A 15,589-nucleotide genomic window follows, 5' to 3' on the forward strand; every position below is an offset into this window, starting at 1 on the left:
AGGACGTTTATCATGGCCGACCAACCCACCCCGCTGATGCCCCACGCGACCGCCACCTGGCTGGTCGACAACACCGGCCTCTCGTTCGAACAGATCGCCGAATTCTGCGGTATCCACATCCTCGAGGTCCAGGCGATGGCCGACGACCTGGCGGGCGCGAAGTATACCGGACGCGACCCGGTGCATGCCGGCGAGCTGACCCAGGAAGAGATCGAGAAGGGTCAGGCCGATCCGAAGTACGCGCTCAAGATGCACAAGGCGCCGCTCGCGGTCAGCCGCACCAAGGGCCCGCGCTACACCCCGGTGTCAAAGCGGCAGGACAAGCCGGACGGCATCGCCTGGATCCTGCGCAACCACCCGGAAGTGACCGACGCGCAGATTTCCAAGCTGATCGGCACCACCCGCAACACCATCACCGCGATCCGCGAGCGCAGCCACTGGAACATCCAGAACATCGTCGCGAAGGACCCGGTGACGCTGGGCCTGTGTTCGCAGCGCGAGCTCGACGCAGTCGTCGCCAAGGCCGCGAAGAAGGCCGGGATCACCGACGAGGTAGCCTCCGACGAACGGCTCGGCAGCGACAAGGACGCGCTAATCTCCGAGCTGAAGGCCGAACGGGTCGCCGCTGCCAAAGCCGCGGTCGAGGCCGCACAGGAAGCCGAAGCCGAAGCCTGGCTCGAAGCGCGCCGTGCTGCCGAAGCGGGCGAAGAAGCTCCGGCTGCTCCAGCAGACGCGAGCGACAGCGACGCCTGATCTCTACCGGGCCCGCCATGCAGGCCCCGGTTTTCCTTGAATGAGCAGGTATTTGCGCGCATCCTGCTGACATGGATGTCAGTGGGCCGCACGGATACGCCGATCACCCGGCAGCGGATGATTACTGCCACCCGCGCCCGTGGGATGAAGACTTTCCAGCACTGACCGTTCCCGACCTGCTCGCCCGCGCGGCAGCGGCAAGCCCGCAAGCCCCGGCGGTCGATTTCATGGGTCGGACTTATTCATACGCTGCGATCCACACCGAAGCGTTGCGCTTCGCTGGGGGGCTGGCTGCGCGCGGGATCGGCAAGGGTCACCGGGTCGGGCTGTTCCTGCCCAACGTGCCGATCTATCTCTCGGCCTACTACGGCGCGATGATGGCCGGGGCGACAGTGGTCAACTTTTCCCCGCTCTATACGACGGAAGAACTGAGCGCGCAGGTCGCCGATTCGGGCACGCGGATGCTAGTGACGGTCGATGTCGCGAGCCTCTTGCCGACCGCGCTCGATGTGCTCGACAATTCGGACCTTGAAACGCTGGTGGTCGGCCGCCTCGGCGCGATGCTGCCATGGGCGAAGCGGATCGCGCTGAGCGTACTGGGGCGCAAGAGCCTCGCCAAGGTGCCGCAGCGCTCCGACCTCATCGCATGGGAAGACAGCCTCGGGATCGGCAGTGGCGACATGCCCGCGATCGCTCCCGATGACCTCGCGCTGCTGCAATACACCGGCGGCACCACCGGGCGGCCCAAGGGAGCGATGCTGAGTCACGCCAACTTGGCGACCAATGCGTTACAGGTCGACGCGATCGACCCGTTCGAAGGGCGCGACGTGATTATGGGCGTCCTGCCGCTGTTCCATGTCTTCGCCAACACTGCGGTGCTCAACCGCACGGTCGCCAATCGCGGGTGCATCGCGATGCTGCCGCGCTTTGATGCGGGACAGGCGCTCAAGACACTCGAACGGGTGCAGGCGACTTCGTTCCCCGGGGTGCCGACGATGTACCAGGCGCTGCTCGACCATCCGCGCATGGGCAAGACCGATTTCTCGTCGCTCAAGGTATGCATCTCTGGCGGGGCCCCACTCCCCGCTCCCGTGCGCGAGAAGTTCGAAGCCGCATCTGGCGCGCGACTGGTCGAGGGATACGGCCTGACCGAAAGCTCCGGCGTGGTCTCGGTCAATCCGTACGAAGGCAAGCGCAAGCCGGGCACGATCGGCCAGGTGATCCCGCGTACCCGGGTGGTGCTGCTCGACAAGGAAGATCCATCGCGGCTCGCGCCCGATGGCGAACCGGGTGAACTGGCGGTCAACGGGCCGCAAGTGATGCAAGGCTACTGGAACCGGCCCGACGCGGCGAAGGACGCCTTTGCCGAAATCGAAGGCGAGCGCTGGCTGCGCACCGGCGACGTCGCAGTGATCGAGGACGGCGGGTTCATCCGCATCGTCGACCGGATCAAGGACATGATCGCGGTCGGCGGCTTCAAGGTGTTCCCGAGCCAGGTCGAGGAAGTCCTGCTGCAGAACCCGGAGGTAAAGGAAGCGCTCGTGCTCGGCCTGCCCGATGCCTATCACGGCGAAATGCCGCACGCCTATGTCACGCTCGTTCCCGGCGCATCCGCCACCGGCAAGGAGCTCGCCAACTGGCTCAACGCCCGCGTCGGCAAGCACGAGCGGGTCACCGGCGTGGACGTGCGCGACAGCCTGCCGAAGACGATGATCGGCAAGCTCGACCGCAAGGCCCTCAAGGCCGAAGTGCTGGGACGCTAGCCGGAATCAGCCGGCGAGGTGCAGTTTGGGCTCGTCATCGCCGCCGACCTTCGGGGTGGCGGGCGTTGCAGCCGGTGCTGCCGTCGAGACCTTGCCGGGCACGCGATGGGCGAAACGCCCCTCGACCGTCGCACCCTGCTCGATCGTCAGCGTGTCGTAGTACACGTCGCCTTCGATCTTCGCGGTCTGCAGCACGACCAGTTCGCGCGCGGTGATCGATCCCGTCACGGTGCCGCCGATGCGGGCACTTTCGGCCTCGATCGCGCCTTGCACGTGGCTGCTCTCGCCCTGCACGAGGCTGGCGCAGGCGATATCGCCTTCGATCCGGCCGTCGAGATGCAGGTCGGCACTGGCCGAGATATCGCCCTTGATGGTGACGTCGCTGCCGATCACCGAAAAGGTCGATCCGCCGGAAGGTAGCTTAGCCATTTGTAGGTTCTCCGGTATCGTTGCGGCGGGCTTCTTTGAGAACATCGGGAGCCGTCTCCAGGAATGGGCGCGGATTGACCGCACGCCCGTTGATGCGCACTTCGAAATGCAGGTGCGGGCCGGTCGAGCGGCCGGTGCTGCCGATCGCACCGATCACTTCGCCCGCCTTGACCCGTTCGCCGACGTGCGCGTGGAACTTCGACATATGGGCATAGCGGGTGACGAGACCGTTGCCGTGGCTGATCTCGACGATGTTGCCATAGCCGCGAATCTGGCCGACGAAAATGACCTTGCCCTTTGCGGCGGCATAGATCGGCGCACCGCGCGGACCGCGGAAGTCGAGACCGGGATGGAATGCCGGGCGCCCGGTGAATGGATCGCGCCGCACGCCGTAGCTGGAAGTAACCATCTCGACCGACGCCGGAAGCACCTGCGGAATGCCCTGAAGTCCGCGCTCGAGCGCTTCCATCCGCGCGAGGCTGAGACCCAAGCGTTCGAAGCGGGGGTCGATCGATCCGTCGCTGCTGGTCGAAAGCGCCTCAAGCGGACCACCCATCGCCATGTGCTGTTCGGCCCGGACCATCGCCTTCGGGTCGAGCCCGAGCTTGCGGATCGCATCGGCCGCGCGGTTGGCGCGCATGTCGGCATAACGGGTCAGGCGTTCGACGAACGCGAGTTGCCGCGCTTCGATCCGCGCGAGAGCCCCGGCTTCGGGGATCGATGCGCTGACCTTGGAAACGGTCTTGGCCGCTTCGCTGCTCGAATCGGTAACCGTATCACCCTTCGTCTTCACGTCGGCCGGCAGCGAATCGACCATTTCCTCGAGGAAAGTCTGGCGACGCTTGAGGTCGCTCTCGACGGACTTGATGTTGTCGCGATACGCATCGACCCGCTCCTGCGCGGTGGCGACCCGCGCTTCGCGGTCGAGCAACGATGCGCGATCGGCCTGGGCGCGGTATTGGCTCCACGCCATCCCGGCGAGCGTCACACCCCACACCAGCAGCGCCCCGACGACCAGCGCGGCGGCGACCATCTGGATGCGCGAAGATACCTTGATAAAGCGGACCTGCCCCTGCGACCGCATGAAGAATTCGCGGTCCGGGAACATGGCGCGCAGGCGGTCAAGTTTTCCGCCGGCGGCAAATTGCATCGAAAACGACCCCCGTCTTCCGTCTGTTTGGTTGGCCGAGGTCGCTAGCAGAGGGTTCTTACCGAAGCGAATCCGGCCTCGTGATTCAGGGCGAGTCGAGCGAGTCCTGCGATGAATCGTTTCCCTAACATGGAATTAATTTTACTCTCGGTGAATCGACGTTGCGCGAGGCCATTTTTGCGATCGTGCAAAGGCCCCGCTGACTCGCCGCGCGCCGCCTGCTAGAGGCATCAATCATGGACATGACCACGACAACCAAGGATCCCGAAACGCTGGTTGCGGACCTGGCGCTTGCAGGGCGTGCGGCACAGGCGGAACTGGCGCGGATGGATGACGATGCGCGCGCTGCCGCGTTGCACGCTGCAGCTGCGGCAATCCGCGAGGATGAGGCGGAGATCCTGGCCGCGAACGCGCGCGACCTGGCGGCTGGCGAGCAGGCCGGGTTGAGCCCGGCGATGCTCGACCGGTTGAAGCTCGATGCAGCGCGTCTCGCCGGGGTTGCCGACGCAGTCGATGCGGTCGCGGACCTGCCGAGCCCGGTGGGCGAAGTGATCTCGCGGACAGAGCGCCCCAACGGGCTCGTGCTCGAACGCGTGCGGATCCCGATCGGGCTGATCGGGATCATCTACGAATCGCGCCCCAACGTAACCGCCGATGCCGCTGCCCTCTGCCTCAGGAGCGGCAATGCAGCGCTACTGCGTGGGGGCAGCGAAGCGGTTCATTCGAACCGAGCGATCGCCGCCGCCCTCGCGCGCGGCCTCGAAAGTGCCGGGGTGCCCGCTGCTGCCATCCAGCTGATGCCGACACAGGACCGCGCCGCGGTCGGCGCGATGCTCAAGGCCGCCGGAATGATCGACATGATCGTGCCGCGCGGCGGCAAGGGCCTGGTCGCGCGGGTGCAGGCCGATGCGCGCGTGCCCGTGCTCGCGCACCTCGATGGGCTGTGCCACACCTACGTCCATTCCGCCGCCGACCCGGCCAAGGCCCGCGCGCTGGCGGTCAACGCCAAGATGCGCCGCACCGGCATTTGCGGTGCGATGGAAACCTTGCTGATCGACGCCGACTTCGCCGATGCGGCTGGCGTGGTCAGCGACCTGCTCGAAACCGGATGCGAACTGCGTGGCGATGCCCGCGCGCAGCAGCTCGACCCGCGTATCAAGCCGGCAAGCGCCGAGGACTGGGACACCGAGTATCTCGACGCGATCCTGTCGGTGGCGATCGTCGACGATCTCGATGCCGCGATCGACCACATCGCCGCGCATGGATCGCACCATACCGATGCGATCGTGACCGAAGATACTGCCGCTGCCGAGCGCTTCCTCAACGAAGTCGATTCGGCGATCGTGATGCTCAACGCCTCCACCCAGTACGCCGACGGCGGCGAGTTCGGGCTGGGCGCGGAGATCGGCATTGCCACCGGGCGGCTTCACGCGCGCGGGCCGGTCGCGCTCGAAGGCCTCACCACCTACAAATGGCTGGTGCGGGGAACCGGGCAGGCGCGCCCCTAGTTGACCGCTGCGGGGGAGCGACGAGGAGATTTCACTATGCGTTACAACCGCCTCGGCTCGAGCGGGCTGATCGTTTCCGAACTGTGCCTTGGAGCGATGACCTTCGGGACCGATCCGGGCCGATTCGCCGCTGTCGCCGGGCTCGACCAGGCGGCCAGCACGGCGATGGTCAAGCAGGCGCTCGACGCCGGGATAAACTTCATCGACACCGCCAACGTCTATTCGCGCGGCCAGTCGGAACGGTTACTGGGCCAGGCCCTCAAGGATCTCGGCGTCAAGCGTTCGGATGTGGTCATCGCGACCAAGGCGATGGGCCCGATGGGCGATGGGCCGAACGATTCCGGCACCAGCCGCTATCACCTGATGGACCAGATCGATGCGAGCCTCGACCGGCTCGGGCTCGACCATGTCGACCTCTACCAAATCCACGGGTGGGACCGGCAGACCCCTATGGAAGAGGCGCTGCGTGCACTCGACGACATCGTGCGTTCGGGTCGGGCGCGTTACATCGGCGTTTCCAACTGGGCCGCGTGGCAGATCATGAAGGCATTGGGCATGTCCGAACGTTTGGGCCTCGCCAGCTTCGCTTCGCTCCAGGCCTATTACACCGTGGCCGGGCGCGACCTCGAACGCGAGATCGTGCCGATGCTGCAGAATGAAGGCGTGGGGCTGATGGTGTGGAGCCCGCTCGCCGGGGGACTGCTCTCCGGCAAATACACCCGCGGCGACGATGGCAGCAACCAGGGCGAAGGGCGCCGCGCGAGCTTCGATTTTCCGCCGGTCGACAAAGACCGCGCTTACGACGTGATCGACGTGATGAAGCGGATCGGAGAGAGCAAGGGCGCCAGCGTAGCGCAAGTCGCGCTCGCGTGGCTGCTCTACCAGCCGGCGGTATCGACAGTGATCGTCGGTGCGAAAAAGTCCGAGCAGCTGGCCGACAACATCGGTGCCTGCGATGTCGAACTGACCGCCGCCGAACTGGCCGAACTCGACAAGGCGAGCAGGCTGCCGCGCGAATACCCCGGGTGGATGTTCGCGATGCAGGGCGGCTATCGCGACGAACGCGTATCGCCTCGGCGGGAGCCCAAATAACGCATGGCAAGAGGTGCCGGTCCGCGCGTCGGCCTGCTCGGCGGCAGTTTCAATCCGGCGCACGCCGGGCACCGGCGGATCAGCCTGTTCGCAGCTCGCGCTCTCGGGCTCGACGAAGTCTGGTGGCTGGTCTCGCCCGGCAATCCGCTCAAACCCGCTAAGGGCATGGCACCGCTCAATGCGCGCCTGAAAGCGGCGCAAGCGATTGCCCGGCGCGCGCCAATTCGGGCCACAGCAATCGAGCGCGAATTCGGCACCCGCTACACGATTGAGACCGTGCGGGCGCTGTGCCAGCGCTATCCCAAGAGGCACTTCGTGTGGATGATGGGGGCGGACAACCTCGCGCAATTCGACCGGTGGAAAGGCTGGCGCGACATCGCGCGCACCTTGCCGATTGCGGTCATCGCCCGGCCCGGTTATGATGGCGCTGCCCTCGCGAGCCCCGCGATGGCCTGGCTGCGGCGCTTCCGGGTGCCTGCATCCAGCTTCAAGACAGCGGGCGAATGGAGAGTACCGGCCCTGGTAATGTTGCGTTTCGATCCCGATCCCACCTCCGCCACGGCGATCCGCCGGGATGAGCCGGACTGGGCTGCGCACTACGCCACTGCCGCTCCACGCGATGCGATCACTCACCGAATTGTCAGTGCGGAGGACAGTCCGCCCAGATGATGCGCGCCAACGAGCACGTTGCCGGTGAAACCGTGTCTTTCGCCCATCATCAAAGGAGCTTGTCCACCGCCTATGCATCAGGCGCAATCGCTGTCGGCTGCTGCCGACAAATCCCGGGGGGCCATGCCCAGCACTGACACTCCGGCCGACCGGCTGCACCGGCTGGTCCTCACCCAGCTCGACGACGACCAGGCACAGGAGATCGTTTCGATCCCGCTGGCCGGCAAATCGAGCATCGCCGATCACATGGTGATCGCATCGGGCCGCTCGACCCGCCAGGTCGCGGCGATGGCCCAGAAACTCGCCGAGAAGATCAAGCAGGAAGGCTTCGGAAACGCCCGCGTCGAAGGGCTGCCAACCGCGGATTGGGTCCTGATCGACGCCGGCGATGTGGTGGTCCACCTGTTCCGCCCGGAAGTGCGCAGCTTCTACAACCTCGAGCGGATGTGGGGCTTCGGCGACGACAAGGCCGCAGCGGCGGGAAGCGCGTAGTCTAATTTCCGCCGACCCATCCGGGCCGGCGTCCTCGGTGCTATTCCCTCCGCCCGGGCCAAACCCGGGCTGCGGGGCACCTGCGGGCGGCCGTTCGGCCTTGCGATCGACGCTTCGCCGATCGAACTGGAGCAACCCAAACGCTGTGATCAAACGCGCATTTACTGACTGGCGGTGTTCCGGGCTTGCGACCAGCAAGCCCGCAAGCGCGAACGCGCGTCGGCCGGCCAGGCCGAAAGCCAAGCGGGCCGGATGGCCCGCGCCCGGCGATTGAGGGCGCTAAAAAGATGCCTCTTCTCCACGTCATCGCCCGCGGAAAGATCGCCCGTTCGCCCGAGGCGGACCTCGTCGCGCGCTACTTGAAGCGGTTGGCGTGGCCGGTCAAACTGACCGAACTGCCGGAGGCGGGCGGCAAGGTGGGGGAGCCTCTCACACCGTGCCGCACAGTACTGCTCGACGAGCGCGGCAAGGGAGTTGATTCCGAAGCATTCGCTGAAATCCTCGGGCGGTGGCGCGATGACGGTGTGCGCGAGATCCGCTTCGTGCTGGGCGCTGCCGACGGGCATTCCGACGATGAGCGAGCCGAGGCCGACCTGTTGCTCAGTTTCGGCAAGCTGACCTGGCCGCACCTGCTTGCCCGGGCGATGCTGATGGAACAGCTTTACCGCGCGACCAGCATCCTTGCCGGGCACCCCTACCACCGCAGCGGATAATCGGGCATGAGGCCGCCTGCCATGTCGCCGCGCCGGATCATCGCCAGCCTTGTCATCGGATTGCTCGCGCTCAGCGGCTGGCTGGCATCGAGCGCCTTGGCCCAGCGCGCGCCGCAAACCTATACCTCGGTCAGCGAGACACGCTCCGCATTGGCGAAGGCCCAAGCCGACCAGCTTGCCGCAGCCGCCCGCGCCGAGAAGCTCGAACGCACAGCAAAGACCGCCAAGGCCGCAGCCTCCCGCACCCAGCAGGAAGCCGCTGCGCTTGCCGCCCGAATCCAGCAAGCCGAAGCGGGAATTTCCGCCGCCAAGGCCCGGATCGCCATAGCCGACCGCGAACGCGCCATGCTCGACAAACAGCTGAGCGAGCGGCGCGAGCCGCTGGTGCGCCTCACTGGCGCGCTGCAAAAAATGTCACTGCGCCCGCTGGTGTTCGCGGTCCTCAAGCCCGGCTCGCTGCGCGACACGGTGTATTTGCGCGCGGTGCTCGAAACCACGATCCCCGAAGTCCGCAAACGCACCGCTGCACTGCGCGGCGAAATCGCCCGGCGCGAGCGGATTGCCGCCGAAGCCGGGCAAGCGCTCGCCGCGCTCAAAGCGAACCAATCTACTCTCGATACCCGGCGCAAGCAGCTTGCCGCGCTCGAATCGCGTCAGCGGCTCGCTTCGCGCAAGGCGAGCGGCGACGCGGCGCGCGAAGCCGAACGCGCGCTGGCGCTGTCTGAAACCGCCCGCGATCTCGATGCGCTGGTCAGCCAGCTCGGCGAAGCTGGCGCGCTGCGCCAACAGCTGGCGGCGCTGCCGGGGCCGATCATGCGCCCGTCGGAGTCTGGAGCCGCTCCGTTGGTCGAACCGTCCGAAGCGGCGGACACCACAAGCGCCGTTCCGCGGGCGATGCAGTTCCAGCTTCCGGTTATCGGCCGCACCGTGACCGGGTTTGGCGAAGAGGGCGCAGACGGGCTGCGCGCCAACGGCATCTCGCTCTCCCCGGTCGATGGGGCGCAAGTGGTCGCTCCTGCAGCCGGGCGGGTGGCCTTCGCTGGGCCGTATCGCGGATTCGACCGGATCGTAATCATCGAGAGCGACGGCGGCTTCACCAGCCTGGTAACCGGACTTGCGCGGGTCGATGTGTCGGTCGGCGACCAATTGGTCGGCGGCGCGCCGTTGGGAGTCGCAGGGGCCGGGCATCCGGTAGTGACCTTCGAACTGCGCAAGGATGGTACACCGGTCAATCCGCTCGCGTATCTTCGCTAGCGCCGGTGTATTGCGATCCTCATCTGGCATTAAGGCCTGTGGCGCGATAACAAGGCGCTCGATCACCCGTTGGGAACGCTATTGCATATGAAATTTGCCGCAATCGTCCGCTCTGCCGCGTTGGTTACCGCGGTCGCCCTGATCCCGGCGACGACTGCGGGATTTGCCGAAGTCGACAGCCGCGTGAGTCCCGAATTCGCGAAGCTGTTCGCGGTCTACAACCGGATCAAGGCGAGCTACGTCGACCCGGTATCCGACCAGAAACTGGTGCGCGGCGCGATCGATGGGATGCTCGCCAGCCTCGATCCGCATTCGGCCTACCTCGACGGGTCCGATCTGCAGCGGCTCGAAACAATGATCGACGGCAACTATTCGGGCCTCGGGCTTTCGGTCGTGATGGACGATGGCGCAGTCAAGGTGGTTTCGCCGTTCAAGGGCAGCCCGGCCGACAAGGCGGGGATCAAGGCGGGCGACTACATCACGCACCTCAACGGCAAGCTGATCTACGGCGGAAGCCTCGACGACGCAGTCGCCGAAATGCGCGGGCCGACCGGCAGCAAGATCAATCTGACGATCTATCGCCCGGGCAGCGACGAGCCGTTCGACGTCACGGTGACCCGCGGCGTGATCGAGCTCGAGCCGGTAACTTCCAAGCTCGAGCCGGGCAACATCGGCTACATCTCGGTCAACGAGTTCTCGCGCGATGTCGGCAAGGACGTCTACACCGCCTACGAGAAGATGAAGGGCCAGGCCAAGGGTCGCCTCAATGGGCTGGTGCTCGACCTGCGGCGCAATCCCGGCGGCGCACTCGACGAGGCCGTTGCATTGTCCGACCTGTTCATTTCGAACGGCGTGATCGTCTCGCAGCGCGGTCGCGCGCCGGGCGAATCGGTCACTTATGATGCCGAAACGGTCTATCGCGGCGACATGGCGCAGGGCGTCCCGCTGATCGTGCTGATCGACGAAGGCTCGGCTTCGGCCAGCGAAATCGTCGCCGGCGCGCTGCAGGATCACCACCGCGCTATGATCATGGGCGAGCGCAGCTTCGGCAAGGGCAGCGTGCAAACCCTGCTACCGCTGGGCAAGGACGCCGCGCTCAAGCTGACGACTGCGCGATACTACACTCCGTCGGGCCATTCGGTGCAGGAAGGCGGGATCGAACCCGACGTAGTCGTGCCGCAGCTGTCCGATCCGGACATGGCCAAGCGCGAGAAAATGTCATTGCGCGAATCCGACCTGCGCGGCCACCTGGTCAACGAAGCGGCGCTGAAGGACAAGGATCTCGAGCAGGACAAGAAGGCCGATCCGCGCTTCCAGCAGACTGCATCAGAACTTAAGGCCAAGGGGATCGACGATTTCCAGCTGACCTACGCGCTCGACACCCTGCGCCGGACGCGCCCGGGCGCGATCGCGAGCAAGGACTGAACGAATGATCGCAAGTTCGCGTGAAAGCCGGGCACAGGCCCTGGTATTGCTGATTCCGGCAGCATTGCTGGGCGGTGCCTACATCGGGCAATACGTGTTCGGGCTCTACCCGTGCGAGATGTGCTGGTGGCAGCGCTACCCGCACTTCATCGCGTTGGGCCTCGCGCTGCTGTCGTTCGTCGCGCCCCCACGGCGCGTGTGGGTTGCGCTGGCAGCAGGCTCGATCATCGCGTCAGGCCTGATCGGCGCCTACCACGCCGGCGTCGAATACGGCTGGTGGGCTGGTGAGACGGCGTGCACCGCGGCGGCAATCGGTGGCGGCAACCCGCTCGATTCAATCATGAATGCGCCAATGATCCGCTGCGACGAAGTACAATGGAGCCTGTTCGGCATCTCGTTGGCGGGCTACAATTTCCTGATCTCCACATTCGGCGGTGCGCTGGCATTCTGGCTGCTCGGCCTGAAGAAGAAGACGGCATGACCAGGCCCGATACCGATCGGATGATCCGGGTCGATCAGGCCGGGGAATTCGGTGCGACCCGGATCTATGCCGGGCAGCTGGCGGTAATGGGCGATCGCGGACCCGATTCCGGCGAAATTTCCGCGATGGCTGCGCAGGAAGAAGGCCACCGCGCGCGATTCGACGCGCTGATGGCACAGCGCGGAGTGCGCCCGACGCTGCTCCAGCCGTTTTGGTCGGTTGCAGGGTTCGCGCTGGGTGCCGGGACCGCGCTGATCGGCCCCAAAGCGGCAATGGCGTGCACCGCCGCTATCGAGATCGAGATCGACCGGCACTACTCCGCGCAGCTCGACGAGCTCGAGGCCGATGGCAGCGATCCGGAACTTGCCGAAATAATCGCCGAGTTCCGTGACGACGAACGCGAGCATCGCGACACCGCATTGGAGCGCGGGGCAGAGCAGGCCCCGGCCTATCCTGTACTGTCCGGCGCGATCCGGCTCGGATGCCGACTTGCGATCCGGCTGGCCGAGCGTATCTAGTTCAGGAAGGCGCTGCCCAGGGGTCGGGGGGGGCGCTTCACAACCGGTTCAGTCGCCCTGTGATCTTTGCAGGGCCAACGCAATGGCTGGCCGCCGAAACGGCCGAAGGGGAATACCGATGACCACGATCCGATTGCTTGCGCTCCCTCTCCTCGCCGCATCGGCGCTGTGGGCGCTCCCCGCAGCAGCGCAGGACGCCACTTCGCCAGCAGGCACTCCAGCCGGAACGCCCGACGAAGGCTCCGTCAACATGGTCATCATCTACGGCCAGGACAAATGTCCGCAGTCGACCGAAGCCGAAATCACCGTCTGCGCAAGGCGGCCTGAAGGCGACCGTTATCGCATCCCACAGCCGCTGCGCGGATCGGACAGTCCGGAAAATACTTCGTGGACGCGGCGGGTCGAACAGCTCGAGACCGTCGGCAAGTTCGGCGCAATGTCGTGTTCGCCTATCGGCGCGGGCGGGTTCACCGGCTGCACCCAGGCGCTGGTCAACGCCGCCTATGCCGCCAAGCGCAACGGCAGCGACGTCAAGTTCAGCGAATTGATCGACAAGGCCCGGCAGGAGCGTCTGTCGACGATCGATGCGGATGCCGCCGCCGAACAGGCGCGGGTCGAGCAGATCGAGAAGGAATACATGGACCGGCTCAAGAAGGAGCGCGACGCCACCGCACCCGGCGAAAAGGGCCAGCCGGCCAGCGATCCTTCGCAGGACAACGGCGAACGCAAGACCGCCGACGTGCCCCCGCTGGCCAAGCCACCGGGTGAATGAACCGGGACCGGCCGCAAAAAGGCGCCGGGCCGCATAGGCTAATTTAAGCATTCGTGGTTAATGCGCGAGGCATGACCGCACCGCGCAAGATTCTCACAGTATTCGGGACCCGTCCCGAGGCGATCAAGCTGTTCCCGCTGGTCCATGCGCTCGACGCCGACCCGCGGTTCGTCTCGCGTGTAGCAGTGTCGGGGCAGCATCGCGGGATGCTCGACCAGGTGCTCCAAATCGCCGAAATCGCCCCGCACCACGACCTTGCGGTGATGCAACCCAACCAGACGCTCGACGCGCTCACCGCTAACCTGCTGCTCGGCCTCGGCAAGGTGATGGATGAAGAGAAACCCGACTGGGTGATCGTGCAAGGCGATACCGCCACGGCGATGGCGGGAGGACTGGCAGCCTATTACCGCCAGATCCCGGTCGCGCACGTCGAGGCGGGGCTCCGCAGCGGCAATATCTACCACCCATGGCCAGAGGAAGTGAACCGCAAGATCGTCGGCTCGTTCGCCGCGCTGCACCTGGCCCCGACGCAGACTGCCGCCGATGCGCTGCTGGCGGAGAACGCCGCAGCGGATACCGTCCACGTTACCGGCAACACCGTGATCGACGCGCTCCACTGGGTCACCGCCAAGATCGAGCGCGAGCCGCAGCTCGCGTCGGGGCTTGCCGCACTCGAAGCGCGGTTCGCGGGCAAGCGGATCATCGGCATGACCAGCCACCGGCGCGAGAATTTCGGCGAAGGCATGGAAGCGATCGCCAGCGCGGTGACCCGGCTCGCCGCACGAGACGATGTCGCGGTGATCTTCCCGGTCCACCTCAATCCCAACGTCCGCGCGGTGATGAACCAGCGGTTGGCGGGATACGACAACATCGCGCTGATCGAACCGCTCGACTACCCGCACTTCGCCCGCCTGCTGGCGATCGCGGACATCATGTTGACCGACAGCGGCGGGGTGCAGGAAGAGGCCCCCGCGCTCGGCAAGCCGGTGCTGGTCATGCGCGAGACGACCGAGCGGCCCGAAGGCGTTGCTGCTGGCACCGCAAAGCTCGTCGGAACCGATGCCGATGCCATCGTGCGCGAAACCGAGCGGCTGCTCGACGATGCTCAGGCTTACGAAGCGATGGCGCGGGCGCACAACCCGTTCGGCGATGGGCACGCCAGCCGGCGGATCGTCGAGTTGCTCGCGAGCGCCTGAACGGCGCGCGGGCTAAGTCTCAGGCCCGGCCGATACTGGTGTAGGCAAAGCCCATCGCACGCACGTCTTCCGGGCGGTAGATGTTGCGCAAGTCGACCATCACCGGCTTCTTGGCGAGTTGCTTGACGCGGGCAAGGTCGAGCGCGCGGAACGCGTCCCACTCGGTGACGATCGCAATCGTATCGGCGCCTTCGATCGCGGCATAGGGATCGCTGCACATCGTCACTTCGGGCATCAACGGCTTGGCCAGCTCCATCCCTTCAGGATCGTAGGCGGCGATTTCGACGCCCGCATCGCTCAATGCCTGGGCAATCGCGATGGCCGGCGAATCGCGCATGTCGTCGGTGTTCGGCTTGAACGTGAGGCCGAGCAGCGCGACCCGCTTGCCGCGCGCTGCTTCGGTTCCGCCGAGCGCTTCGATCACCTTGCGGCCCATCGCCCGCTTGCGGCTGTCGTTGACCTTGACCACCGCCTCGACGATCCGCACCGGACTGTCGAAGTCCTCCGCAGTCTTGAGCAGCGCGAGGGTATCTTTGGGGAAGCAGCTCCCTCCATAGCCGGGGCCGGCGTGGAGGAACTTGGCGCCGATGCGGTTGTCCATCCCGATCCCGCGCGACACGTCCTGTACGTCTGCACCGACCTTCTCGCACAGGTCGGCCATTTCGTTGATGAAGGTGATCTTGGTCGCGAGGAAGGCGTTGGCGGCGTACTTGATCAGCTCGCTCGACCGGCGGTTGACGAACAGGATCGGCGATTCGTTGAGGAACAGCGGGCGATAGACCTCGCTCATCACTTCGCGCCCGAAGTCGTCTTCCGCGCCGATCACGATCCGGTCGGGGCGTTTGAAGTCGCCGATAGCGGCGCCTTCGCGCAAGAACTCGGGGTTGGAGACCACTGCCACGCGGTGCTTGCAGCCGCTCTCGGCAATGATCCGCTCGACTTCGTCGCCGGTACCGACCGGCACGGTCGACTTGGTCACGACCACGGCATCGTTCGCGAGGCTCTCGCCGACTTCCTGCGCCACGGCATAAACGAAGCTGAGGTCCGCGTGCCCGTCACCCCGGCGACTCGGGGTGCCGACCGCGATGAAGATCGCCGCAGCATCCTTGATGCCCGCGGCAAGGTCGGTGGTGAATGACAGGCGACCTGCCTTGACGTTGGCATCGACCAGCGCATCGAGGCCCGGCTCGTAGATCGGCATCACCCCTTCGTGCAGGCGGTCGATCTTCGACTGGTCCTTGTCGATGCAGACCACGTCGTGCCCGAAGTCGGCAAAACAGGCCCCCGATACCAGCCCGACATAGCCCGAGCCGACCATTGCGATTTTCATGCGTAATTCCTCGAAACGCGTGGTGCGCGCCATCTAGGGCGCAT

The 15,589-nt window shown here is 65.8% G+C and carries 16 protein-coding genes; 13 read left to right on the forward strand and 3 right to left on the reverse strand.

Going from position 1 to position 15,589, the window contains the following annotated elements:
* The first annotated feature begins 12 nt into the window (after window positions 1-12).
* Together CJO11_RS07920 and CJO11_RS07925 are read left to right on the forward strand one after the other, a co-directional pair.
* Window positions 13-753 carry a DUF1013 domain-containing protein gene (locus CJO11_RS07920; RefSeq protein WP_095012229.1) on the forward strand — a complete coding sequence of 247 codons (741 nt, stop codon included), beginning with the start codon at window positions 13-15 and terminating at the stop codon, window positions 751-753.
* 71 nt (window positions 754-824) lie between these two features.
* Window positions 825-2,516, forward strand: coding sequence for a long-chain-fatty-acid--CoA ligase (locus tag CJO11_RS07925; RefSeq protein WP_095012230.1), 1,692 nt, complete (start codon window positions 825-827; stop codon window positions 2,514-2,516).
* A gap of 6 nt (window positions 2,517-2,522) precedes the next feature.
* On the opposite strand, the gene CJO11_RS07930 is transcribed toward CJO11_RS07925, so the two are convergent.
* Together CJO11_RS07930 and CJO11_RS07935 are read right to left on the reverse strand one after the other, a co-directional pair.
* Complete coding sequence (locus CJO11_RS07930; RefSeq protein ID WP_205651046.1) at window positions 2,523-2,945, reverse strand: bactofilin family protein; 423 nt, start codon at window positions 2,943-2,945, stop codon at window positions 2,523-2,525.
* The gene (locus tag CJO11_RS07935; protein WP_240504363.1) at window positions 2,938-4,053 is read right to left on the reverse strand and encodes a peptidoglycan DD-metalloendopeptidase family protein; all 1,116 of its coding nucleotides are present in this window, start codon (window positions 4,051-4,053) and stop codon (window positions 2,938-2,940) included. The genes CJO11_RS07930 and CJO11_RS07935 overlap by 8 nt, the downstream gene beginning before the upstream one ends.
* Window positions 4,054-4,337: 284 nt before the next feature.
* Between CJO11_RS07935 and CJO11_RS07940 the strand changes: the two genes are divergently transcribed.
* The 11 genes from CJO11_RS07940 to wecB all read left to right on the forward strand — a co-directional run bounded on the left by CJO11_RS07940 (window position 4,338) and on the right by wecB (window position 14,215).
* The gene (locus CJO11_RS07940; protein ID WP_420823133.1) at window positions 4,338-5,603 is read left to right on the forward strand and encodes a glutamate-5-semialdehyde dehydrogenase; all 1,266 of its coding nucleotides are present in this window, start codon (window positions 4,338-4,340) and stop codon (window positions 5,601-5,603) included.
* A gap of 36 nt (window positions 5,604-5,639) precedes the next feature.
* Entirely contained in the window at window positions 5,640-6,695 is a 1,056-nt protein-coding gene (locus CJO11_RS07945; RefSeq protein ID WP_095012234.1) for an aldo/keto reductase, read from the forward strand.
* 3 nt (window positions 6,696-6,698) lie between these two features.
* On the forward strand, window positions 6,699-7,364 hold the full coding sequence (locus CJO11_RS07950; protein WP_095012235.1) for a nicotinate-nucleotide adenylyltransferase: 666 nt from the start codon (window positions 6,699-6,701) through the stop codon (window positions 7,362-7,364).
* Window positions 7,365-7,487: 123 nt separating this feature from the next.
* The gene (gene rsfS / locus CJO11_RS07955) at window positions 7,488-7,856 is read left to right on the forward strand and encodes a ribosome silencing factor (RefSeq protein WP_095013291.1); all 369 of its coding nucleotides are present in this window, start codon (window positions 7,488-7,490) and stop codon (window positions 7,854-7,856) included.
* 287 nt (window positions 7,857-8,143) lie between these two features.
* Window positions 8,144-8,569, forward strand: coding sequence for a 23S rRNA (pseudouridine(1915)-N(3))-methyltransferase RlmH (locus CJO11_RS07960; protein WP_095012236.1), 426 nt, complete (start codon window positions 8,144-8,146; stop codon window positions 8,567-8,569).
* Window positions 8,570-8,575: 6 nt separating this feature from the next.
* Window positions 8,576-9,823, forward strand: coding sequence for a murein hydrolase activator EnvC family protein (locus CJO11_RS07965; protein ID WP_240504364.1), 1,248 nt, complete (start codon window positions 8,576-8,578; stop codon window positions 9,821-9,823).
* 87 nt (window positions 9,824-9,910) lie between these two features.
* Window positions 9,911-11,248 (forward strand): S41 family peptidase, encoded by a 1,338-nt coding sequence (locus CJO11_RS07970; protein ID WP_095012237.1) that lies wholly within the window; start codon window positions 9,911-9,913, stop codon window positions 11,246-11,248.
* 4 nt (window positions 11,249-11,252) lie between these two features.
* A complete protein-coding gene (locus CJO11_RS07975) occupies window positions 11,253-11,729 on the forward strand; it encodes a disulfide bond formation protein B (protein ID WP_095012238.1) in 477 nt (158 codons plus the stop codon).
* Complete coding sequence (locus CJO11_RS07980; RefSeq protein ID WP_095012239.1) at window positions 11,726-12,247, forward strand: demethoxyubiquinone hydroxylase family protein; 522 nt, start codon at window positions 11,726-11,728, stop codon at window positions 12,245-12,247. The genes CJO11_RS07975 and CJO11_RS07980 overlap by 4 nt, the downstream gene beginning before the upstream one ends.
* Window positions 12,248-12,365: 118 nt before the next feature.
* A complete protein-coding gene (locus tag CJO11_RS07985) occupies window positions 12,366-13,019 on the forward strand; it encodes a hypothetical protein (RefSeq protein ID WP_205651048.1) in 654 nt (217 codons plus the stop codon).
* 71 nt (window positions 13,020-13,090) lie between these two features.
* On the forward strand, window positions 13,091-14,215 hold the full coding sequence (gene wecB / locus CJO11_RS07990) for a non-hydrolyzing UDP-N-acetylglucosamine 2-epimerase (RefSeq protein ID WP_095012240.1): 1,125 nt from the start codon (window positions 13,091-13,093) through the stop codon (window positions 14,213-14,215).
* Between the two features lie 19 nt (window positions 14,216-14,234).
* On the opposite strand, the gene CJO11_RS07995 is transcribed toward wecB, so the two are convergent.
* A complete protein-coding gene (locus CJO11_RS07995; RefSeq protein WP_095013293.1) occupies window positions 14,235-15,545 on the reverse strand; it encodes a UDP-glucose dehydrogenase family protein in 1,311 nt (436 codons plus the stop codon).
* Between the last annotated feature and the right edge of the window lie 44 nt (window positions 15,546-15,589).

The sequence above is a fragment of the Tsuneonella mangrovi genome (genome assembly GCF_002269345.1).
GTDB classification, from domain to species: domain Bacteria; phylum Pseudomonadota; class Alphaproteobacteria; order Sphingomonadales; family Sphingomonadaceae; genus Tsuneonella; species Tsuneonella mangrovi.

Coding starts and splice junctions, on each gene's coding strand:
- CJO11_RS07970 (WP_095012237.1), top strand. CDS start 9,911: ATGAAATTTGCCGCAATCGTCCGCTCTGCCGCGTTGGTTACCGCGGTC.
- CJO11_RS07950 (WP_095012235.1), top strand. CDS start 6,699: ATGGCAAGAGGTGCCGGTCCGCGCGTCGGCCTGCTCGGCGGCAGTTTC.
- CJO11_RS07985 (WP_205651048.1), top strand. CDS start 12,366: ATGACCACGATCCGATTGCTTGCGCTCCCTCTCCTCGCCGCATCGGCG.
- CJO11_RS07930 (WP_205651046.1), bottom strand. CDS start 2,945: ATGGCTAAGCTACCTTCCGGCGGATCGACCTTTTCGGTGATCGGCAGC.
- CJO11_RS07965 (WP_240504364.1), top strand. CDS start 8,576: ATGAGGCCGCCTGCCATGTCGCCGCGCCGGATCATCGCCAGCCTTGTC.
- CJO11_RS07920 (WP_095012229.1), top strand. CDS start 13: ATGGCCGACCAACCCACCCCGCTGATGCCCCACGCGACCGCCACCTGG.
- CJO11_RS07925 (WP_095012230.1), top strand. CDS start 825: ATGGATGTCAGTGGGCCGCACGGATACGCCGATCACCCGGCAGCGGAT.
- CJO11_RS07940 (WP_420823133.1), top strand. CDS start 4,338: ATGACCACGACAACCAAGGATCCCGAAACGCTGGTTGCGGACCTGGCG.
- CJO11_RS07975 (WP_095012238.1), top strand. CDS start 11,253: ATGATCGCAAGTTCGCGTGAAAGCCGGGCACAGGCCCTGGTATTGCTG.
- wecB (WP_095012240.1), top strand. CDS start 13,091: ATGACCGCACCGCGCAAGATTCTCACAGTATTCGGGACCCGTCCCGAG.
- CJO11_RS07980 (WP_095012239.1), top strand. CDS start 11,726: ATGACCAGGCCCGATACCGATCGGATGATCCGGGTCGATCAGGCCGGG.
- CJO11_RS07995 (WP_095013293.1), bottom strand. CDS start 15,545: ATGAAAATCGCAATGGTCGGCTCGGGCTATGTCGGGCTGGTATCGGGG.
- CJO11_RS07935 (WP_240504363.1), bottom strand. CDS start 4,053: ATGTTCCCGGACCGCGAATTCTTCATGCGGTCGCAGGGGCAGGTCCGC.
- CJO11_RS07960 (WP_095012236.1), top strand. CDS start 8,144: ATGCCTCTTCTCCACGTCATCGCCCGCGGAAAGATCGCCCGTTCGCCC.
- CJO11_RS07945 (WP_095012234.1), top strand. CDS start 5,640: ATGCGTTACAACCGCCTCGGCTCGAGCGGGCTGATCGTTTCCGAACTG.
- rsfS (WP_095013291.1), top strand. CDS start 7,488: ATGCCCAGCACTGACACTCCGGCCGACCGGCTGCACCGGCTGGTCCTC.